Raw genomic sequence first — 20,415 nt, 5'->3', positions numbered from 1 at the left:
CAGGCGCCTCAGGCATCCCAGGCCGAGGCGGCGATGAAGGTTTGGGCCAAGGCTTCCACACCCGCCTGATCGTCGAGGTCGAAACGGCCGGGAAGCGGGCTGTCGAGGTCGAGGACGCCGAACACCTGGCCATCGCGGGTCAGCGGCACAACAAGCTCGGAGCGCGACGCCGCATCGCAGGCGATATGCCCCGGAAATGCGTGGACGTCCTCGACAAGCATGGTCTCGGCCCTTTCCACCGCCGCGCCGCAAACACCGCGCCCGACCGCGATGCGTACGCAGGCCGGCTTGCCCTGGAACGGCCCGAGCAAAAGCTCTTCCTCCGACTGCAAGAAGTAAAAGCCCGCCCAGTTGATATCGGGCAGCATCTGGAAGATCAGCGCGGAGGTATTGGCCGCATTGGCGATCGCATCGCTCTCGCCTGCAAGCAGTCCGTCCAGTTGCGCCTGCAAGGCACGGTAAAATTCCGGCTTGTCGCCATGGACTATCGTGGTTTCCTGAAACATCGCCTGATCCTGTCTTTCGGACCCAGTCGTCTGGGTCATGTTATCCGATTCTTGCCATCCGGGCCTCGTTGTCCGGCACGTGCCGCCGGGCGGCATCGCATGGTGCACGAGGGACGCAATCTTGTCGCCCAGCGTTGGCCAGGCTGCGCTCATGCCGATGACGCAGAGCGCTGCAATGTCGAGCCCCGCGGTCGGCGCGGCCTCAGCAGTCGCCAGAACCAGCGCACGACGCGGTAGACAACGAACAGCGCCGCCAGCATCCACGTCAGGCCCGCAAGGATCCAGCCGGAAGCGCTGGCGAGAAGCCCCACCGTCGTCAGTGCGGCGCCGCCGACCAGCACCAGGGCGCCGCGAAAGCGCGGTCCGAAGCCTTCGGCCAGCCGCCGAAGGCGCGAAATATCGCCGGGGCTGTCGGCAAGCTTCAACACGTCGTGGGTGGCGCGATAGCCAGCACCCTTCGAAAGCGCGCCGAGATCCGCCGCAGTCGTCGTCAGCGCAGCAAGCGGCTTGGCCCGAACCGCGCGGGTCAATGCCAGCCGCGCGGCGCCAAGCTTTCCGGCTGAGGCGAGGTCGACGGTCTCCCGGAGCGCACCGCCGTCTATCAGGTCGGCAGCAACAGTCGTCATCGCCCGGCGAAACGGCGGCCGCAGAATGTCTGCCTTGTCGGCTGCCTTCAACGCCGTGACCCCGACCCGCGCCGGCGACGTCATCCCGAAGCTCGCGATTGTCACGCCGGTTATTACGAGGCCCGCGGCGGCGAGGCCTATCGTCAACGCACTGTACGGCTCGCCATTGATATAGGCGCTGCCCTCATGGACGAGATCGCGCGCGTCGCTGATGCCCGTGAGGTCGGCGGTAACAGCTCCGGCAAGGGCTTCCGGGCTCCGGGCATCGCCGCCGCCAAGCCCGCTCCAGGCTTCCCGCAGGCTGCGCCCGGCATTGAACCCCTGGGCCGCCGCTACACGCTGGCGAAGCTCGGCCGGGATGATGATATCTCTACTGTCGGCAAGCGCCACCAGGCTCGCCGCAAGATCCGGATCATCGAGGACGAGCGCCTTGTCGATGGCGGCAGCATAAGTATCCGCCGGTACGCCGCGCAGCCTGTAGGAGACGATTTCGGCAGCGCTGGCACCCGGCCGCAGGACGCCGACCCCCTCGACCGCCCGGGGCACGACAACGACACCCGCCGCCAGCGCGCAGGCCAGCAGCACGGAGATCGAGAATCGCGAAGCGGACAAAAGCAAAGCCATGACACCCCGTTGGCGGCGGCACCGGTTGAATGTTACTGATATAGGGATCGCGCCGGCAAACGCAAAGGTCGGGCTGCCGACGATCCCATCCACGAAGCGAGCAAACCGCCGTCTCCGTCGGCCCCTACGCCCGAGCGGCCAGCCCCAACCTGGCCAACGCGCTCTTCAGCCCTTTTGGATAGAGCTCGGGATAGCCGGGGCGATCGAGTTCGTCCGGGTGGTACCAGCGCGCGACATTTCGCGTGCCGTCGCTTTCGTGGAAGACGATCTCGTCCCCCGCCATCTGTTCCCCGAGCGGAAATTCGACTTCGAAGACGAACATCACCTCATGACCGGGGCTGCCGCCGAACGTGTAGAGATTTTCGAAGATCAGTGGTCCGCTGACGATTTCGATCTCCACCCCGAGTTCTTCCCTGAACTCCCGGGCCAATGCCGCCTCGGACAGCTCTCCGAATTCCACACTGCCGCCGAGCGGGCGAACGCCGGAAATCCCTCCTTCGCCATCGGGAACGTCTGCCGCAAGAAGACGCCCGTCGCGCCAAACGAGACCGATGGCCTTCACGCTGATGGGCTTGTGTGGATCCGATGTGCTCATGGGCCATACGCTAGAAGACGAGACCAACCGCTGCAAGTGGGTGAAAACTGACATCTCGCCAGCAACGACGGTCTGCGGGAACCCGCCATTGCAAGGCATTGCCCGATCTCGCAGATTTCAGTGCCCTTCCGGCCCGGCTTGTGATGTAGTCCGCAAACGGCAATCAGCGAGAACCACCATGGCATCCGACACAGACCGCAGTTTCCAGACATCCCGCCGCGACGACCTCGGGCTGCTCACGATCAGCAACCCCGCCGGACTCGCGGTCTCCGCGCTTCCGAACGGCACACTGTTTGCCATAGAGCACACGGACGCGAATGGCGTGCAGGTGATGATCAATCAGGTGCAGGGCTCGCCGCTATCGGGCGGCATCGGCCGGCTTTACGCAAGGGTCGGCGGCGATGCGCCGTTCGTGGCCGAGATCGTCGGGCCAAAGGCAGCCGTCAATTTCGGCAGCGGAGAAGGTGTCTTGTCCTGGGTGGGCGAGACCCACGGGGTCCGCCACGAGGTCCGTCTCGAGCTGCATCCGAGCGAACCGATCTGGCTCTGGCGCGTCACTTTGGAAAATGCGCGCGCCGCCCCGGTCGAGGCCGACCTGGTTCTGGTCCAGGATGTCGGTCTCGGCGACCGTGGCTTCCTGATGAACAGCGAAGCCTATGCCTCGCAATATGTCGATCATCACATCGCCAGGCACCAGGACCTCGGCACCATCGTCATGAACCGCCAGAACCTCAAGCAGGGCGCCGGCCACAATCCATGGCTGGCGCAGGGCTGCCTCGAGGGTATCGCTGCCTTTGCAACAGATGCGATCCAGCTTGTCGCCAGCGACAGGCCGGACGGCCAGCTGGTAGCTCCCTTCGGCACGGACCTGCCGAGCGAACGGCGCCAGCACGAAGTCGCCTGCCCTGCTCTGCAATCGCCGCCGCTGTCGCTCGCACCTTCCGCTAACGGCACCGTCACCTTCTTCGGCCTGTTCGTTCCGGATCATCCGGAGGCGTCGAGCGATGTCGATCTCGACCGGCTGTCCCTCTTGGCCAACCCGATGGCCGCGACCGGCCCTGTCATCGGCGCACCAGTCGTCCGCAGCCTGGTACAGGATACGCCCCTGCTGGTGGCCCTCCCCCTCGACGACATGGCCATTGCCGGTCTCTACCCCGAAAGGACACTGGAGGAACGGGTCGATGGGGCGCTGTTGTCCTTTTTCGTGCCCGGCGGCTTCCAGAACCGTCACGTCGTGCTGCGGGAAAAAGAACTCCGCGTTCAGCGCCGCCATGGCGCGATCCTGCGCAGCGGCCAGAGCATGATGCTGGATGAAAACACGCTGGCCGCGACTTGCTGGATGCAGGGCATCTTCGCCGCCCAGCTGACCATCGGCAACACCTCCTTCCACAAGCTCTTCTCGGTCTCCCGCGATCCCTACAATCTGACCCGCAGCAGCGGCTTGCGGATCATGGTCGACGTCGGCGCCGGCTGGCAGCTGCTCGGCGTGCCCTCGGCCTTCGACATGGGCCTCAGCGACTGCCGCTGGATCTACCGGCTGGCCGACCGCACCATCACCGTCTCGACCATCGCCTCCGGCGACGATCCGGCCATGCAGTGGCGGGTTACGGTCGACGGCCCGGCCTGCCGTTTCCTCGCCTTCGGTCAGGTGACGCTGGGCGAGCGCGAATATGAGACGAGCGGCCGCATCACTGTGGATGCCGACGCCCGGCAGATAACTCTGCAGCCTGACCCGAACTGGCTCTGGGGACAACGCTACCCGCAGGCGAGCTACAAGCTGGTGAGCGCCACGCCCGCCTCCGTCGAGGCCCTCGGCGGCGATGAGTTGCTCTTTGCCGACGGTATCGCCCGGAACGGCCCCTTCGTCGCTCTGCGGTCGACGGAAACCACGTCGCTGACCTTCTCCGTCGTCGGGTCGATGCTCGATACCAATGCCGCCACCGCCTTGGCCTCGCGTTACCAGGCGGGTGTCTCCGACGCAGAGATGCTGGAACCGGCCGACCGCTTCTGGCAAAGGGCAACGCGCGGCCTCGCCATCAGCGGTACCGGCCCTGATCTGGCCGCCCATGCGGCGATCCTCCCGTGGATGGCCCATGATGCGATCGTCCACATGAGCGTACCGCACGGGCTGGAGCAATATACCGGTGCTGCCTGGGGCACGCGCGACGCCTGCCAGGGGCCGATCGAGTTCCTGCTCTCCTACGAGCATGACGCGGAGGCCAAGCAGGTGCTGAAGATCATCTTCGGCGAGCAGTTTCGCGATCGGGGTGACTGGCCGCAATGGTTCATGTTCGAACCCTACGCCAATATCCGCTCCAGCGAGGCTCATGGCGACATCGTCGTCTGGCCGCTGAAGGCGCTGTGCGACTACATCGAAGCCACGGGCGATATCGGCTTCCTCCACGAAACCACCGCCTGGCGGGACGACCAGACGATGGAGCGTACGCCTGAGAAGGCTACCATCGCCGACCATGTCGAGAAGCTGCTGGCAACCGTACGCTCGCGCTTCATCCCAGGCACCAGCCTGATCCGTTATGGAGAAGGCGACTGGAACGACTCGCTGCAGCCCGCCGATCCGCATCTGCGGGACTGGATGGTGAGCAGCTGGACTGTCGCCCTGCTCTACGAGCAGATCGTCCGCTATGCCGCCATCATGAACGACACCGGCAGGATCGGCGAAGCCCACAGGCTGCAGCGCACCGCCGCCGCGATGCACGACGATTTCAACCGACTGCTGGTCCGCGACGGCATCGTTGCCGGCTACGCGATCTTCGATCCATCCCATGATGGCGTCGAATTGCTGCTGCATCCCGAGGACCAGCGCACCGGCCTGCACTATTCGCTGATCTCGATGACCCAGCCGATGCTGGGCGGATTGTTCACGAGCGATCAGCGGCACGCCCATATGTCGTTGATCCGCGACCACCTGCTCTACCCCGACGGCACCCGCCTGATGGAGAAGCCCGCCACCTATTCCGGCGGGCCGGAAAAGCTGTTCCGCCGTGCCGAATCCTCGTCCTTCTTCGGTCGCGAGATAGGCCTGATGTATGTCCACGCCCATTTGCGCTATTGCGAGACATTGGCGCTGGACGACAATGCCGAGGGCCTCTGGCAGGCCCTGTCGCTGGCCAATCCCATTACGGTAACAGACCATTTGGCGCATGCATCGCTCAGGCAGCGCAACACCTATTTCAGCAGCAGCGATGCGGCCTTCCATGACCGCTATCGGGCGGCAAGTGAATGGGAGAGGATCAAGGCCGGTGACATCGCCGTCGACGGCGGCTGGCGCATCTATTCCAGCGGTCCGGGTCTTTACACCAAGAGCCTGCTGCAGAATGTCTTCGGGTTCAAGCGGCAGTCCGGCAGACGCAGCCGGAAATCTCTGGTGCCATCGTCGGTCGAGGTCGCGGGGCTGGTCAGGGACGACATGTGACAAGGCCACGGCCTTGGATTGATCGGCGAGCCGCTCGCCGATAGCCGTCTGGAGCCCCGGCAGTCGATAAACCGACCTGCCGGGGTCTGCTCCGATATTCTAGGCCGCGGTACGGACGTTGGAGATCACGCCGATCAGGTCGTTGACGATACGCTCCACCTGGATGCGGTCGTCTCCTTCGGCCATGACGCGGATCAAGGGCTCGGTGCCGGAGGGACGAATAACGAGACGTCCGTTGCGCGAAAGTTCACTTTCCGCATCGGCGATGGCCTGTCGAACCTCGATGTTCTCGAGCGGCCGGCCGCCGGTGATGCGGACATTGCGCAGCAGCTGAGGCACCGGCTCGAAACGACGGCAGACTTCGCTCACCGGCTTGCCGGAGCGCTTGGCGCAGGCGAGAATCTGCAGCGCCGCGACCAGACCGTCGCCCGTTGTGCCGTAGTCAGACAAGACGATATGACCGGACTGTTCGCCGCCGACGTTGAAGTCGTGCTGGCGCATATGCTCGACGACGTAGCGGTCGCCGACCTGCGTGCGGGCAAGCTCAAGCTTTCTGTCGGTGAGAAAACGTTCAAGCCCGAGATTGGACATCACGGTCGCGACAATGCCATTGCCGCGCAGGCGCTGGGTATCGGCCCAGCTCTCGGCGATGACAGCCATCAACTGATCGCCATCGACGACGGTGCCGTTCTCGTCGACGATGATGACGCGGTCGGCATCGCCATCCAGCGCGATGCCGATATCGGCCCGCACTTCATCGACCTTCTTCTGCAGCGCGACCGGGCTGGTTGAGCCGCAGTTGAGATTGATGTTCACACCATCGGGCTCGTTGCCGATCGTCACCACCTCGGCGCCGAGCTCCCAGAGCACAGCCGGTGCCACCTTGTAGGCGGCCCCATTGGCGCAATCGATGGCGACGCGCAGGCCCTGCAGCGTCACATCGCGCGGCAGCGTCCGCTTGGCATGCTCGATATAGCGATCGTGGACGCCATCGATACGCTTGGCGCGACCGATGTCGGCGGCTTTCGCCAGTTGCGAGCTGAGATCCTGGTCGAGCAGATCCTCGATCTGCATTTCCAGGTCATCCGAGAGCTTGTAGCCGTCCGGACCGAACAACTTGATGCCGTTGTCTTCATAGGGATTGTGGGAGGCCGAGATCATCACGCCGATATCGGCGCGCAGCGACCGCGTCAGCATGGCAACGGCAGGGGTCGGGATCGGGCCCAAGACGAAGGCATCGATACCGGCAGCAGTGAAGCCGGCGACGAGCGCGTTTTCGAGCATGTAGCCGGACAGCCGCGTATCCTTGCCGATGACGACGCGGTGGCGATGGTTGCCGCGACGGAAGATCGTACCAACGGCAATACCAACCCGCATCGCAAGGTCAGGCGTCATCGGAAAAACGTTGGACTGGCCCCGGATCCCGTCCGTGCCGAAATAACGACGCTTCATATTTTCTCCCGCAACTTAAGCGCCTTCAACAGAGGCGCGCCCCGAACCCATGGATCGGCGGGGCATCGAATTAGACGCTACTGCCACAGATCGTTGCCATCATCACGTCAATTAACGCAAATAGCGATTACATCCCGTGACCGATGGTAAAAAGGCCGGCTCCCGCATAACGGGAACCGGCCTTTTGTTGTTTGATCTCGATCAACTTAGTGCGGCTGCGGCTCCAGACCGCCCTCGGACTCGTCGCCCTTGGCGCCCAGCGAGCCGTCCTTCTTGGTGCCGGTCTTGGGCACGGCAGAACCCCGGTTCGGCGGCGTATCGTCGCCCATGTCGCGGGCTGGCTTTTCGCCGCGGATCAAAGCCTTGATCTCCTCGCCGCTCAGTGTCTCGTATTCGAGCAGCCCTTCGGCAACGATGATAAACGCATCGTGCTGTTCGGTCAGGATCGTGCGGGCCTGGGTATAGGCTTCGTCGATCAGGCGGCGCACTTCGTTGTCGATCTTCTGGGCTGTCGCTTCGGAGACGTTCTTCGACTGCGAGACGGAATGACCGAGGAAGACCTCCTGCTGGTTTTCACCATAGGCAACCTGGCCGAGCTGGTCGGAGAAGCCCCACTGCGTCACCATGGCACGGGCAAGTTTGGTGGCCTGCTCGATGTCCGACGAGGCGCCAGAGGTGATGTTTTCCTTGCCGAAGGTCAGCTCTTCCGCGACGCGACCACCCATCATGATGCAGAGACGCGAAATCATCCACGTATAACTCATCGAATAGCGATCGCCTTCGGGAAGCTGCATGACCATGCCGAGGGCGCGGCCACGCGGGATGATCGTTGCCTTGTGCAGCGGATCGGCGATGGCGACATAGAGGGCCGTCATCGCATGTCCGGCTTCGTGGTAGGCGGTCAGCTTCTTTTCGGCTTCGGTCATGGCGGACGAGCGACGCTCGGCACCCATCATGATCTTGTCCTTGGCGTCTTCGAATTCCGCCATGGTGACCATGCGCTTGTTGCGCCGGGCTGCCATCAGGGCCGCCTCGTTGACGAGGTTCATCAGATCGGCACCCGAGAAGCCGGGCGTACCGCGCGCCAGAACCTTCAGGTCGACATTCGGCGCCAGCGGCACGTTACGGGCATGCACCTTGAGGATGCGCTCGCGGCCGATGATATCAGGGTTCGGCACGACGACCTGGCGGTCGAAACGGCCCGGACGCAGCAGCGCCGGATCGAGCACGTCGGGACGGTTGGTCGCGGCGATGAGGATGATGCCTTCGTTGGCTTCGAAACCATCCATTTCGACCAGCAGCTGGTTCAGCGTCTGCTCGCGTTCATCGTTACCGCCGCCAAGACCGGCGCCACGATGGCGACCGACGGCGTCGATTTCGTCGATGAAGATGATGCAAGGCGCATTCTTCTTGGCCTGCTCGAACATGTCGCGCACGCGGCTCGCACCGACGCCGACGAACATTTCGACGAAGTCGGAACCGGAAATCGTGAAGAACGGTACATTGGCTTCGCCGGCGATGGCGCGCGCCAGAAGCGTCTTACCGGTACCGGGAGGGCCGACCAGCAGCACGCCGCGCGGAATGCGACCGCCGAGGCGCTGGAACTTCTGCGGGTCGCGCAGGAATTCGACGATTTCCTCGAGATCCTGCTTGGCTTCATCGACGCCGGCAACGTCATCGAACGTCACGCGACCATGCGCTTCCGTCAACAGCTTGGCCTTCGATTTGCCAAAGCCCATCGCGCCGCGTGAGCCGCCTTGCATCTGGCGCATGAAGAACAGCCAGACACCAAGGATCAGCAGCATCGGCAAAAGCGTACCGAGATAGCTGAGGAAGCTGGAGGAGCCATCCGATTCAGGACGCGCAGACACCACGACGTTCTTCGCCTGCAGCTTGTCGAGCAAGCCGCTGTCGATCACTGGAGAGTAGGTCTGGAAGGCTGCGCCGTTCTCGACATAGGTGCCGACGACGCGGTTGCCGGTGATGACGGCGTCGCGGACGCGACCGGAATCGACCTCGCGGAGAAATTGCGAATAGGGAATATCCCGAGAACTCGTCTGCGATGGCGAGGTCTGGAACATGCTGAACAGAGCGATCAACAACAGAGCGATGATCGCCCAGAGAGCGAAATTACGAAAATTAGGGTTCATTGAACTCCCCAGGGACTGAAACAGCCCGGCCTTTTGGCGACTGCTTTACTTGGCTGCTAACATAGGGTTACGCTTGGCCGTTGCCAAGGCAGCGCGAGCGGTCCTATGCGTTTTCCGTCAATAACTGTTAAAGCGGCGGCGACAAATACGGCGATCTTCCGAAAGAACTTGCCAGCCGATCGGCCAAATCCAGCGCGGATCGGGTGAGAAACCGGTCAAACGGCGCCAGCCGCGGCATGATTTCAACTTTCTCACGCTCATTCTGCTCAATGTCTCCTTCGAAACGAACCGCCGGCGCAGCAGCCGCTGCGCGCATCGCCGCTCCATTTGGGACATCGGTGGGAAAATCGCGGCTCGATGAACCGCCGGCTGCGACGATTTGGACGGGGTAGCGGCTGCCATTGGCCACGTCGAAGCGTCCGTCCCAGACCCCTGCCGCACCAGGCGCAAGCGCCAACGCCCTGATATTGCGGCTTTCGCGCATCAAATAAAGGCCATCACGCCTGAGGTCGAAGACCACGCCGCCGGCCGTCCGTCGACCCGGCTTGCCTTCGCCGATGAAAGCCAGAACCCGCTTCAATCTGTCCATCCCCAGGCCGAAAGGCTGCCCACCGAGCGAGGCCGCCAGATAGGAGAGGCCGCGACGGAACACCGGCGAACCGACATCGATGCCGCGTGGATCGATACGGGCAAGCACAGCTTCGTGGACATGGACCGACCGGCCGACCCAGTACGCCGCTTCCGCCGACAAGCTGTCCGCTCCCTCACCACCAATGTTGGGCAAGACTTTTGCCTGCGCGTCAGCCAGTGACTCGCGCACGCGCACGCGCTCATAGTGAAGATCCTCGTTGCTCGGATCATCGATCCACCCGACGACTCGATCAGACAGGAAGGCACGGATGTCGCGGCGGAGGCAGGCAAGGAACGGCCTGACAACCCAGATGCGCCGGTCGAACAGAACCGCATCGGCAATGCCGCCCGAAGCCTCCGCCTGCCCCTGCGGCAACCGAGCGCGTCGCATCGCCAGCGTCTCCAGCTGGTCATCGAAAGTATGCCCGGTGACGATGAGGTTCGCACCAACGGACGCAGCCGCATCGGCGAGACGATCGTAGCGCGCCTCGCGTGCGGCGGCCATCAGGCCGCTGCGGGGCTTGTCCCCCTCCCAGCGCGATGTTCGGTGTGGAATTCCGAGGCGGATACAGAGTTCGCCGACCGCCCTCGCCTCCTCTGCCGATTCGGGGCGCAAGGCGTGGTCGACGGTGACGGCAGACAGTCTATGTAGAAGGAGACCGGAGGCGATTGCATCGGCAAGCGCCAGCAGGAGCCCGGTCGAGTCGCTGCCGCCGGAAATCGCGACGAGAATATGCGAGGGGGTGCGGAGCGATCCGAGAAAACGGTTAGCGGCCGCCTGCGGCATCTCGATCTGAGCGGCGGCCATGGTCGCGCCAATCAGCAGGCGAGACGTTTTTCTTCGCTGGCGACCTTGGTGACGACAGGCTTGGAAGCCTTCGGGTACTTCTTGGTCACCTCGTGCAGCGTTGCACAGGCGGTGTCCTTGTTGTCGAGGGCGGCCAGCGACATGCCGAGCTTCAGCAGCATCTCCGGCGCCTTCTCGGACGTGCCGTATTTCTTGTAGGCGTTAACGAAAGTGGTTGCCGCGTCATTGTACTTACCCTGCGAGTACAAGGCCTCACCAAGCCAGAAATTGGCATCGGCCGAGCGGGCGCTTTCGGGATAGCTGCCGAGATACTGACGGAATTCCTTTTCGGCAACGGCATAATCGCCCGACAAGACGTGGCCGTAGGCGGCCTTGTAAGTGTCGCCCTCGTTGCCGAGCGAAGCGGTGTTCGCTCCGGCCGAAGGAGCAGGTCCGGAGCCGACATCGTTGGAATTCACCGCGCCGCCGATCGGCTGGCCGTTCTGGTCGAACTGGATGGAGCCCAGTTGCGACGGTGGCTGGCCGAGGCCGCTCGAGGCCGCCCGGTTGGCATCCGCCCCCTGCGGCGTCTCGATGACCTTGGCAATATCGTCGGACTGGCCCGCTGCCGACGTATCGGCCTCGCTCTTCTTGATCGTGCCGGCCGGCGCGGGCACGGCACCGCCGCTCTTCTTTTCCAGCATCTGGAAGCGGAGCTCGTTGTCGGCCTGCGCCTTGCGGATGGTCTCCTGCATCTGCAGAAGCTGATAGCTCATTTCTTCGATACGGCCGTTCAGCTGCCGCATCTGGTCTTCGGCCTGCTGCAGACGAATCTCGGCATCGCCGCTCTGAACCATGATCGGGCGTTGCGTCTGCTCCGGCTGCCCGGACAGCGGCGCTGGCGGCACCTGCTCGGAGCGATCCCGTTCGCCCAGATGAAGGCCGAACAGGTTCAACGCAAAAGCGTCGCGTTCCGTGCCGACCAGGGTCGCCAGACCGAGCATGCCGGCAACGACGAATTTCTTCATGGATGTCATCCCGTCTCTCTGATTCTTGTACCAAGCGGCACGCCAGAGGATTTTAACACTTGCTTCCAAAAAGCAACGGAGTTCGTCCAAAGTGTGGTCAAAAATTCCCCGATGCAACCAAAACGAAGAAGGCGGCCCGGAGGCCGCCTTCAAAATCCAGTGATCGACCTGGCTGATCAGGAGCCGGCGCCGTTGAGAACGGTGACCGCACGGCGGTTCTGCGACCAGCACGAGATATCGTCGCAGACGGCGACCGGACGTTCCTTGCCGTAGGAAATCGTCTTCATGCGACGTGCAGGCACGCCCTTGGAGACCAGATAGTCCTTGGTGGAAGCCGCACGACGAGCGCCCAGAGCAAGGTTGTATTCGCGCGTGCCGCGTTCGTCGGCATGGCCTTCGACCGTGATGGCATAGTTCGGATAGCGAGCGAGCCACTGGGCCTGACGGTCGAGCGTCTGGGCCGCGTCGGCGCGGATCGAGGTCGAGTCCGTGTCGAAGAAGATGCGGTCGCCGACGTTGACGGTGAAGTCCTGAGCCGAACCCGGGGTCGCGGAACTGCCATTGGCACCGTTGAGGCCAAGGTCACCTGCGTTGTTCGGCAGGTTCTTCTTGGAGGCGCAGCCTGCCAATGCGAGGCCCATGACGAGGGCAAGCATGATCGGGTTGCGGGCGAAGCTCTGCATGCGGCTTGTGGCCGAATTGTCAATACGGCTCATGGCCGGTCTCTCCTTACGACATTATTACGGTTGCCAGACTGTAACCGCACGCGGTTAATGCTCTTTCAACGGTTATGGTTAATTTTGTCTTATAGCGTCCCGCCGCATGAAGTCACAGGACTTTTTGCGGCGGTAGGTTGCAGGCGTGTCCTGGGCTATTCCATCAGCGGCGACCAGGCCGGGTCGGACGCAAAGGACGGTGTCTTGATCTTCTGCTCGTTGTAGCCGGTCAGATCGATCGAGTAGAGCTGCGGGCCGCTCGAGCCTGCAGGCTCGCGGAAGAACATGATGACGCGGCCGTTCGGTGCCCAGGTCGGGCCCTCGTTGTGGAAGCCTGAGGTCAGCAGGCGGTCGCCCGAGCCGTCGGTCTTCATCACGCCGATGCCGAAGGTGCCGCCCGACTGCTTGGTGTAGGCAATCAGATCGCCGCGCGGCGACCAGACCGGCGTCGAATAGGAGCCATCACCGAAAGAAATGCGGTGCTGGTTCGAGCCGTCGGCATTCATCACATAGATCTGCTGCTTGCCGCCACGGTCGCTTTCGAAGGCGATCTGGGTGCCGTCAGGCGAGTAGGAAGGCGACGTGTCGATGGCGGCCGTCGAGGTCAGGCGGGTGGTCGTGCGCGAACGCAGGTCCATGGTGTAGATGTTGGCATTGCCTTCCTGCTGCAGCGACAGCACGACGCGCTGGCCATCCGGCGAGAAGCGTGGAGCAAAGGTCATGCCCGGGAAGTTGCCGACCACTTCGCGCTGACCGGTGGCAATGTTGAGCAGGTAGACCCGCGGCTGCTGGTTGGCAAACGACATGTAGGTCACTTCCTGCTTGTTCGGCGAGAAGCGCGGCGTCAGCACCAGGTCGCTGCCATCGGTCAGCATGCGGGTGTTGAAACCGTCCTGGTCCATGATGGCCAGCTGGTTCTTGCGGGCGGTTTTTGGTCCACTTTCGGAAACGAAGACGACGCGGGTGTCGAAGTAGCCCTTTTCACCGGTGATCTTCTCGTAGATCGCATCGGCGATGATATGGGCGACGCGGCGCCAGTTCTCCGGCTGGGTGTAGAACTGCTGTCCGGTCATCTGGGTGCCGGCAAACGAATCCCACAGGCGGAACTCGGCGCGCAGCCGGCCGTCGGGCTGCTGCGTGACGCGGCCGGTGACCAGCGCCTGCGCATTGATCGACTTCCAGGACGCGAACTGCGGTGCCGCGTCGGGATTGGTGATCTTCTCGATGAAGGCCGCCTTGTCGATCGGCGCGAAAAGCCCCGAACGCTTCAGGTCGGCGGCGACGACGGCGGAGATCTGGGCTCCGAGGTCACCGTTCGAGATGAAATCCGTGATGGCGATCGGCAAGGGCTGCACATTGCCCTTGTTGATGTTGATTTCCACCAGGGCGTAGGCCGGCGAGATGTAGGAGGCCATCAGGCCACCCATCACCAGCATCAGACGAACGAGAGAACGCATTTTCATGTGTACACAGCCTTTCAGCATTTATAGTCCCAGGTCGCTGGGGTCGAAGTTGACGATAACTTCGTTCCAGGCGTCGTATTTATCGCGTGGTAGATTTTTGAACGGAGACGACATCAGAACCGCCCGGGTCGCGCTGCCGGACAGGGCCTGCTGGCTCGAGGCCGAGCCGCCCGTCACCTGAACATCAGGTTCACCGATGATCGTACCGGATTCGTCGAGCTTCATATGAACCCGGATGACCATCCCGGCAACGCCGGACATACCGGCCGGAACCGACCAGTTATTCTGGATCTGGCTGCGCAAGGCATCGATCTCGCTCTGGCTCAGCTTCGCGCCATTCGAAGGCTTGTCCGTTCCAAGCGCTGCCTGCTGCTGCTGGCGCTTCGCGCCGCCGCCAGTGGCCTGCTGCTTGTTCAACAGGGCGGAGATTTCGTCGGCATCGAAGTCGCTGTCCTTGGAGGACGCGGCCTTGGCCATCTCGCGCTTCTTGTCATCCTTCTTCTTGTCGGTGTCGGAGGACTTGTCCGCCGTCTGCACCGGCTTTTCAGCAGGCTTCTCGACAGGCTTCGGATCCGGCTTCTTCTCAGGCGGCTTTTCAACCGGCTTCTCGACAACCTTGGGCGGCTCCGGCTTCAACTGCGGCACGGGAACGTTATCCGGCGTCGCCTGATCGCTCGGCGCCAGCTCGGCCTTGTCCTGCGTCGGCGTGGGTGTCGGGGGCGTCGGCGTCGGCGTCGGAGTGGGCGCTGGCGTGGGTGTCGGAGTTGGCACCGGCGTCGGTGTAGGCGTCGGAGGCTTCGGCGCTTCCGTCGGTGTCGGGGGCGGCGCGGTGTCTGTCTCTTCCTTCTCGACCGACTTCACGTCGTTGGGCGTCGGATCGACCTTCGGCGTAGGGGCCTCGACTTTCTTCGGGGCACCGGTCGACTGATTTTCGGTGGGTTTGGGAACAGGCTTCGGCGCCGACTTCAGGTCGACATCGTTCTCGCCGGCATTCTGCGCATTGGCAATTTCGGTCTGCTTTGTCGTCGGCTTCGGCGCCGCCTTGTCCTTCTGCGGCGCCTTCTTGTCACCCGTCTGCGTCATGGAGACATCAGTCACGATCTCGACGGGGGTCGATTCATCGGGCGTAACCTCGAAGGATTTCGGGGCGCCAATGGTCACCAGCGCCCAGACGAGGACCAGGCCGTGAACAACCGCCGATGTGACAATGCTGGCCTTCATGGATTGGGTTTACTTCGTCTTTTCTTGCTGGGTTACCAGACCGATGTTCTTAAAACCTGCAGACGATATGCGCGCCATGACCTTCATCACGGTCCCATAGCCAGCGGCACTGTCGCCGCGCACGTAGATCCGCTCGTTGTAGCCGGTCTTGGCGATCGCCTGCAGTTTCGGCACGATGTCGTCGAGCGCGATCGGGCTCTCCTGCATGAAGATGTCGCCGGCCGGATTGACCGAGACGGTGATCGGCTGCGTGTCCGAGTTCATTTCCTTGGCTGCCGTTTCCGGCAGGTCGATCGGCACGCCGACCGTCAGCATCGGGGCTGCGACCATGAAGATGATCAACAGCACGAGCATGACGTCGACCAGCGGCGTCACGTTGATTTCCGAGATCGGTCCACCGCGGCCATGACCGCCGCGACGGCTGCCGCGACGACCACCGCCGCCACCGCCACCGCCTCCACCTGACATTCCCATAAGCTTACTCCGGTTCCGTCGTTACTGGGCGGCCGCGCGCGGCTGCAGCTTCTCATCGATCTGGCGCGAAAGAATGGCGGAGAATTCATCCGCGAAACCTTCCATGCGTCCGGACAGCTTGCCGGCATCGGCGGAGAACTTGTTGTAGGCGATAACCGCCGGGATAGCGGCGACCAGGCCGATGGCCGTTGCCAGCAGCGCTTCCGCGATACCCGGCGCCACGACGGCGAGATTGGTGGATTTCGAACCGGCGATCGCCTGGAACGATGTCATGATGCCGACGACGGTCCCGAACAGGCCGATGAACGGGCCGGCCGAGCCGATGGTGGCGAGCGAGCCCAGGCGAGCGCCAAGATGTTCCGATTCCCGCGCCAGCGTCACGTCCATGGCCCGGTCGATACGCATCTGCAGGCCGATCGGCGAGCGCGCACCGCGCTCGAAGGACTTCTTCCATTCCCGCATGGCGGAGACGAAGATGGCGCTAAGGCCGGTATTGTTCCGCTCCGACAGCGTCCGGTAGAGCTCTTCGAGCGACTGGCCGGACCAGAACACCTGCTCGAACTGGTCGAACTGGCGCCGCGCACGGCTAAAGCTCAAATACTTGTCGATGACGATTGCCCAGGTCCAAACGGATGCCGCGATCAATCCGAGCATCACCAGCTTGACGACAAGGCCGGCCTCCAAGAAGAGTGACAGGAGGCTCACATTCGTCGTCGCTGCAGCCAATCCAACTTGTTCCATCTGATCCAAATTCCCCGAATCCAAACGCCCGGCGCAAGACCGGGCGGCAAAAAAATGATCGCACAAGAAATGTATGGCAGCTGCCGCTGAACGCCCTGGTCAAGCTTTCAAGCCTACACCTGCCTTCTTGCCGTCAAATTTGGTCAAAGGAAGGCGTGCATCGCACAATCTCCGACCATAATATTAAGACACTATTATGGTTAAGAGATCGTTAGTGTCGGCAAGAACGATAATTTTGTGCAGGCCTGCGGGATGGAGGCTCTCGACGAAGGCGTCACCGGCAGCGGACAGACTGATCCTCTGCGGCGCAGCAATTCCTTCTCATAATTGTCAGGTTTTCACAAGCGCCCAATTTCCGGTCCTCGCTATCGACGTCAGGGCGTGGAGGCTTGCAGCAATTGCGCCGCCAAGGCTTCCGGAAGCCGACGTGGTCGACCGCTGGCATTGATGACCGCGATGATCACCTTGGCGGCGATCAACAGCGTCTCGTCGCGGCGGATCTCCTGGACCAGCACCATCTTGGCGCCGCCCGCTCTTTCAGTCACCGTCCGGATCGTCAGGACATCGTCCATCCGGGCCGGCGCCTTGAAGTCGATTTCCATCCGATGGACGACAAAGACCAGCCCTTCTTCATCAGCCGAAATCAGCTCACGCTGCTCGACCCCGAGGCAACGCAGGTAGTCGGTGCGCCCCCGTTCGAGGAAATGCAGGTAGCGCGCATGATAGACCAGCCCGGAAAAATCCGTATCTTCGTAATAGACCCGCTGCAGCAGCCGATGGCTGCCCTCGACCAGCTCCCCGGCGATGAAAAAGGGACCGTTTGTCATCAAAAGCTCCAAAACCTGTGGAGAGCCTGTTTGGCGCAAGTCGGTTAGGCAGGCAAGCATTGAACAATTGTCATACTGCCTAATTATCGAATGGAGGCTGGTCGGCGACCGGCAAAGAAGGAGACACTGTCATGAAGATTGCGATCATGGGCGGCGATGGGTTCATCGGATGGCCGACATCGCTGCATCTGTCGGATGCCGGTCATGACGTCCATATCCTCGACAACCTGTCCCGCCGCTGGATCGACACGGAACTCGGCGTCCAGTCGCTGACGCCGATGGATTCGATCCAGGAGCGCACGCGCATCTGGCACGCGGAGACCGGCCGCCGGATTCATTTCAATCTGATCGATCTTGCCAAGGACTACGAGCTCCTCAAGAAATGGCTGGCCGAGCACCGCCCTGACGCGATCGTACATTTCGCCGAGCAGCGCGCTGCCCCCTATTCGATGAAGAGCGACCGTCACAAGAATTACACCATCAACAACAATGTCAGCGCGACGCACAATCTGCTGAACGCCCTGACCGAGTTGAACCTCGACGCCCACCTCGTCCACCTCGGCACCATGGGCGTCTACGGCTATTCGACCGTTGGCGCCGCCATTCCGGAAGGCTATCTTCCGGTCGGGATCGAGACGGTCGATGGCCGTACGGTGAGCCAGGAAATCCTCTATCCCGCCAATCCCGGCTCGATCTACCATATGACGAAGTGCCTGGATCAGTTGCTGTTCCAGTTCTATGCCAAGAACGACGGCCTGCGGATCACCGATCTGCACCAGGGCATCGTCTGGGGCACCCACACCGAACAGACCCGCCGCCACGAGCAGCTGATCAACCGTTTCGACTATGACGGCGACTATGGCACGGTTCTCAACCGCTTCCTGATCCAGGGCGCCATCGGCTATCCGTTGACGGTACACGGCACCGGCGGCCAGACCCGCGCCTTCATCCACATCCAGGATTCCGTCCGCTGCATCGAGCTTGCCCTGAAGAACCCGCCGGCCCGCAATTCGAAGGTGGAAATCTTCAACCAGATGACCGAAACGCACCGTGTGCGCGATCTCGCAGAGATGATCGCCGGGATGGCAGGCGGAGACATCGCCTGGCTGCCCAATCCGCGCAAGGAAGCACCGGAAAACGACCTCGTCGTCAGGAACGAGAAATTCCTCGGCCTTGGCCTCGAGCCGACGACGCTGAAGGCCGGCCTGCTTGGCGAGATCGTCGACGTCGCCCGCAAATATGCCTACCGTGTCGACCGCACCCGCGTGCCGGCGGTCTCCGCCTGGACCAAGGACCTGGCGACCAAGGTGAACCATGACCCGGAAGGCAAGCGTCTAAAGTCTGTGTCGTGAACGCCGGCAGGGCGGATGTCGCTGCCGCTGCTCGCCCGAACGCCTTCGTAACGCTCGTCACCAACGCGGATTACGTATTGGGGGCGACGGCGCTCGTCCATTCGCTGAGACGGACCGAAACCAGGGCCGACATCGTCGTCATGCATACCGGCGCAGTGACCGACGGCGAGCTTCAGCCGCTTGCAGCGCTTGGCTGCCGTTTGTTGCCGGTCGAGCACCTGCCGCTTTCGGACGAATTCAACACGCGCCATGAGCGCCGTAACCTGCATGCAACTGCCCCCTTCACCAAGGGTCGCAAGCCAGCCTTCCACTCGCCGCTCGACAACTTCTGCAAGCTGCGGCTCTGGCAGCTGACCGAGTACCGTCGTTGCGTGTTCATCGATGCCGATGCGCTGGTGCTGAAGCCTGTCGACAAGCTGTTCGACTATCCCGAGTTCTCGGCCGCGCCCAACGTCTATGAAAGCCTTGCCGATTTCACGCGCCTGAACTCCGGCGTCTTTGTCGCCAGTCCGTCGCTTGAGACTTTCGACGCGATGCTGCAGCGCCTCGATCAGCCAGACATCTTCTGGAAACGCACCGACCAGACCTTCCTGGAAACGTTTTTCCCGGATTGGCACGGCTTACCTGTCTATATAAACATGTTACAATATGTCTGGTTTACCATGCCCTTGCTTTGGGACTGGCCCAGCATTTCGATCCTGCATTACCAATATGAAAAGCCCTGGGAACCGAATCATCCGAAGGCCGAGGCATTGGCGCCGTTGATCGACCTCTGGCACCGGTTCTACCAGGACCTCGACATTCCAGACATTGCTACGCTCGCAAACCCGAAAGTGACGGCATGAAAGTACTGGTATCGGGCGGCACCGGTCTCGTCGGTCGCTATATCGTTGAGGAACTTCTGGCAGAAGGCTATGCGGTCTCTGTCGGCGGCCGGCATCAGCCGGAACCGGGTCTATTCTCCAAGCCGGTCGGCTTCGTGCCGCTGCGGCTCGACCCCAACGAAAACCAGGCTCACGCTTTCGACGACGCCTATTTCTTCATCCATGCCGGCTTCAGTCATGTCCCGGGACGCTACCGTGGCGGCGAAGGCGACGACCCCGCCACCTTCCAGCGCCTCAACCTCGATGGCTCGGTGAAACTGTTCGAGACGGCGCAGCGATCCGGCATCCGTCGCTGCCTTTTCCTGTCGTCCCGGGCCGTCTATGGCGACCGCGCGGCAGGCGAAGTCCTGCGCGAGGACACCGAGGCCGGCCCGAACACGCTTTACGGGCGGGTCAAGCTCGACGCGGAGCATGCACTCTCGGCGCTCAACGCACCCGGCTTTACCGTGGCCAGCCTGCGCCTCACCGGCGTCTACGGCGACCTCCGGCCAAACAAATGGACCGATCTCTTTGCGAATTATCTCGCTGGCAAGCCGGTGCCGTCGCGTGCCGGTACGGAGGTACACGGCAGAGATGTCGGCCAGGCCATCCGGATGATGCTGGAAGCGGAGACGTCGCGGATCGCCGACGGCGTGTTCAACGTCTCGGACCTACTGACGGAAACGCACGAGATCCTGTCCATTCTCCAAAAGGTTACCGGCAGCCCGCATGCGCTGCCTGCGCGCGCACCCCTCAACGTCGTCAGCCGGATGGACACCACGCGGATCGAAGCGCTCGGCTGGCGCGGCGGCGGCCGTGCCTTGCTTGAGGCGACGGTGGAGGGGCTGGCCCGGGGCCTGCACACCCCTTCCGCAAGGGAGGCGCAACACCTGTCTCGCCCGGGCTGATCCGGCAGCACCGGTCAAC

The 20,415-nt window shown here is 62.6% G+C and carries 17 protein-coding genes; 4 read left to right on the top strand and 13 right to left on the bottom strand.

Translation table 11 applies throughout. The features are described from left to right. Positions 1–8: 8 nt before the first annotated feature. The 3 genes from VH564_RS16895 to VH564_RS16885 all read right to left on the bottom strand — a co-directional run bounded on the left by VH564_RS16895 (position 9) and on the right by VH564_RS16885 (position 2,351). Complete coding sequence (locus VH564_RS16895) at positions 9–506, bottom strand: GAF domain-containing protein (RefSeq protein WP_423341018.1); 498 nt, start codon at positions 504–506, stop codon at positions 9–11. A 149-nt stretch (positions 507–655) separates the two neighbouring features. Next, a complete protein-coding gene (locus tag VH564_RS16890; RefSeq protein WP_423341017.1) occupies positions 656–1,756 on the bottom strand; it encodes a hypothetical protein in 1,101 nt (366 codons plus the stop codon). Between the two features lie 124 nt (positions 1,757–1,880). Beyond that, a complete protein-coding gene (locus VH564_RS16885; protein WP_423341016.1) occupies positions 1,881–2,351 on the bottom strand; it encodes an NUDIX hydrolase in 471 nt (156 codons plus the stop codon). A gap of 178 nt (positions 2,352–2,529) precedes the next feature. Here VH564_RS16885 and VH564_RS16880 point away from each other — a divergent pair, with 178 nt between their 5' ends. Beyond that, complete coding sequence (locus tag VH564_RS16880) at positions 2,530–5,784, top strand: GH36-type glycosyl hydrolase domain-containing protein (RefSeq protein ID WP_423341015.1); 3,255 nt, start codon at positions 2,530–2,532, stop codon at positions 5,782–5,784. Positions 5,785–5,883: 99 nt separating this feature from the next. Here VH564_RS16880 and glmM read toward each other — a convergent pair whose 3' ends face one another. The 10 genes from glmM to ybgC form a co-directional block, all read right to left on the bottom strand. Then, positions 5,884–7,236, bottom strand: coding sequence for a phosphoglucosamine mutase (gene glmM, locus VH564_RS16875; protein WP_423341014.1), 1,353 nt, complete (start codon positions 7,234–7,236; stop codon positions 5,884–5,886). 206 nt (positions 7,237–7,442) lie between these two features. After that, complete coding sequence (gene ftsH / locus VH564_RS16870) at positions 7,443–9,386, bottom strand: ATP-dependent zinc metalloprotease FtsH (RefSeq protein WP_423341013.1); 1,944 nt, start codon at positions 9,384–9,386, stop codon at positions 7,443–7,445. 127 nt (positions 9,387–9,513) lie between these two features. Then, positions 9,514–10,824 carry a tRNA lysidine(34) synthetase TilS gene (gene tilS, locus VH564_RS16865; protein WP_423341012.1) on the bottom strand — a complete coding sequence of 437 codons (1,311 nt, stop codon included), beginning with the start codon at positions 10,822–10,824 and terminating at the stop codon, positions 9,514–9,516. An 11-nt stretch (positions 10,825–10,835) separates the two neighbouring features. After that, entirely contained in the window at positions 10,836–11,831 is a 996-nt protein-coding gene (gene ybgF, locus VH564_RS16860; RefSeq protein WP_423341011.1) for a tol-pal system protein YbgF, read from the bottom strand. A gap of 176 nt (positions 11,832–12,007) precedes the next feature. Continuing rightward, a complete protein-coding gene (gene pal / locus VH564_RS16855) occupies positions 12,008–12,547 on the bottom strand; it encodes a peptidoglycan-associated lipoprotein Pal (RefSeq protein ID WP_423341010.1) in 540 nt (179 codons plus the stop codon). 155 nt (positions 12,548–12,702) lie between these two features. Continuing rightward, positions 12,703–14,010 (bottom strand): Tol-Pal system beta propeller repeat protein TolB, encoded by a 1,308-nt coding sequence (gene tolB, locus VH564_RS16850; protein WP_423341009.1) that lies wholly within the window; start codon positions 14,008–14,010, stop codon positions 12,703–12,705. A 21-nt stretch (positions 14,011–14,031) separates the two neighbouring features. Then, positions 14,032–15,231 carry a hypothetical protein gene (locus tag VH564_RS16845; RefSeq protein ID WP_423341008.1) on the bottom strand — a complete coding sequence of 400 codons (1,200 nt, stop codon included), beginning with the start codon at positions 15,229–15,231 and terminating at the stop codon, positions 14,032–14,034. Positions 15,232–15,240: 9 nt separating this feature from the next. After that, positions 15,241–15,705, bottom strand: coding sequence for a protein TolR (tolR, locus tag VH564_RS16840; protein ID WP_423341007.1), 465 nt, complete (start codon positions 15,703–15,705; stop codon positions 15,241–15,243). A gap of 21 nt (positions 15,706–15,726) precedes the next feature. Beyond that, the gene (gene tolQ / locus VH564_RS16835) at positions 15,727–16,446 is read right to left on the bottom strand and encodes a protein TolQ (protein WP_423341006.1); all 720 of its coding nucleotides are present in this window, start codon (positions 16,444–16,446) and stop codon (positions 15,727–15,729) included. Positions 16,447–16,820: 374 nt separating this feature from the next. Continuing rightward, a complete protein-coding gene (ybgC, locus tag VH564_RS16830) occupies positions 16,821–17,273 on the bottom strand; it encodes a tol-pal system-associated acyl-CoA thioesterase (RefSeq protein ID WP_423341005.1) in 453 nt (150 codons plus the stop codon). Positions 17,274–17,404: 131 nt separating this feature from the next. On the opposite strand from ybgC, the gene VH564_RS16825 reads away from it, so the two are divergent. Genes VH564_RS16825 through VH564_RS16815 form a run of 3 tightly spaced genes read left to right on the top strand, consistent with a single transcriptional unit; the run spans position 17,405 to position 20,396 of the window. Next, the gene (locus tag VH564_RS16825; protein ID WP_423341004.1) at positions 17,405–18,625 is read left to right on the top strand and encodes an NAD-dependent epimerase/dehydratase family protein; all 1,221 of its coding nucleotides are present in this window, start codon (positions 17,405–17,407) and stop codon (positions 18,623–18,625) included. Beyond that, positions 18,622–19,470, top strand: coding sequence for a glycosyltransferase (locus VH564_RS16820; RefSeq protein ID WP_423341003.1), 849 nt, complete (start codon positions 18,622–18,624; stop codon positions 19,468–19,470). Before VH564_RS16825 ends, VH564_RS16820 begins: the two co-directional genes overlap by 4 nt. Continuing rightward, positions 19,467–20,396, top strand: coding sequence for an NAD-dependent epimerase/dehydratase family protein (locus tag VH564_RS16815; protein ID WP_423341002.1), 930 nt, complete (start codon positions 19,467–19,469; stop codon positions 20,394–20,396). The genes VH564_RS16820 and VH564_RS16815 overlap by 4 nt, the downstream gene beginning before the upstream one ends. The last annotated feature ends 19 nt before the right edge of the window (positions 20,397–20,415 follow it).

The sequence above is a fragment of the Rhizobium sp. HT1-10 genome, from assembly GCF_049472505.1.
Classification (GTDB): Bacteria; Pseudomonadota; Alphaproteobacteria; order Rhizobiales; family Rhizobiaceae; genus Rhizobium.
The sequence above is the reverse complement of the archived record's forward strand: the minus strand, read 5'-3'. Positions and strand labels throughout refer to the sequence as shown.

Bases quoted from the DNA above. Each gene is read 5' to 3' on its own strand.
- tilS (WP_423341012.1), bottom strand. From the start codon at position 10,824: ATGGCCGCCGCTCAGATCGAGATGCCGCAGGCGGCCGCTAACCGTTTT.
- tolB (WP_423341009.1), bottom strand. From the start codon at position 14,010: ATGAAAATGCGTTCTCTCGTTCGTCTGATGCTGGTGATGGGTGGCCTG.
- tolQ (WP_423341006.1), bottom strand. From the start codon at position 16,446: ATGGAACAAGTTGGATTGGCTGCAGCGACGACGAATGTGAGCCTCCTG.
- VH564_RS16895 (WP_423341018.1), bottom strand. From the start codon at position 506: ATGTTTCAGGAAACCACGATAGTCCATGGCGACAAGCCGGAATTTTAC.
- pal (WP_423341010.1), bottom strand. From the start codon at position 12,547: ATGAGCCGTATTGACAATTCGGCCACAAGCCGCATGCAGAGCTTCGCC.
- ybgF (WP_423341011.1), bottom strand. From the start codon at position 11,831: ATGAAGAAATTCGTCGTTGCCGGCATGCTCGGTCTGGCGACCCTGGTC.
- VH564_RS16845 (WP_423341008.1), bottom strand. From the start codon at position 15,231: ATGAAGGCCAGCATTGTCACATCGGCGGTTGTTCACGGCCTGGTCCTC.
- VH564_RS16885 (WP_423341016.1), bottom strand. From the start codon at position 2,351: ATGAGCACATCGGATCCACACAAGCCCATCAGCGTGAAGGCCATCGGT.
- tolR (WP_423341007.1), bottom strand. From the start codon at position 15,705: ATGGGAATGTCAGGTGGAGGCGGTGGCGGTGGCGGCGGTGGTCGTCGC.
- VH564_RS16880 (WP_423341015.1), top strand. From the start codon at position 2,530: ATGGCATCCGACACAGACCGCAGTTTCCAGACATCCCGCCGCGACGAC.
- VH564_RS16890 (WP_423341017.1), bottom strand. From the start codon at position 1,756: ATGGCTTTGCTTTTGTCCGCTTCGCGATTCTCGATCTCCGTGCTGCTG.
- VH564_RS16815 (WP_423341002.1), top strand. From the start codon at position 19,467: ATGAAAGTACTGGTATCGGGCGGCACCGGTCTCGTCGGTCGCTATATC.
- glmM (WP_423341014.1), bottom strand. From the start codon at position 7,236: ATGAAGCGTCGTTATTTCGGCACGGACGGGATCCGGGGCCAGTCCAAC.
- ybgC (WP_423341005.1), bottom strand. From the start codon at position 17,273: ATGACAAACGGTCCCTTTTTCATCGCCGGGGAGCTGGTCGAGGGCAGC.
- ftsH (WP_423341013.1), bottom strand. From the start codon at position 9,386: ATGAACCCTAATTTTCGTAATTTCGCTCTCTGGGCGATCATCGCTCTG.
- VH564_RS16825 (WP_423341004.1), top strand. From the start codon at position 17,405: ATGAAGATTGCGATCATGGGCGGCGATGGGTTCATCGGATGGCCGACA.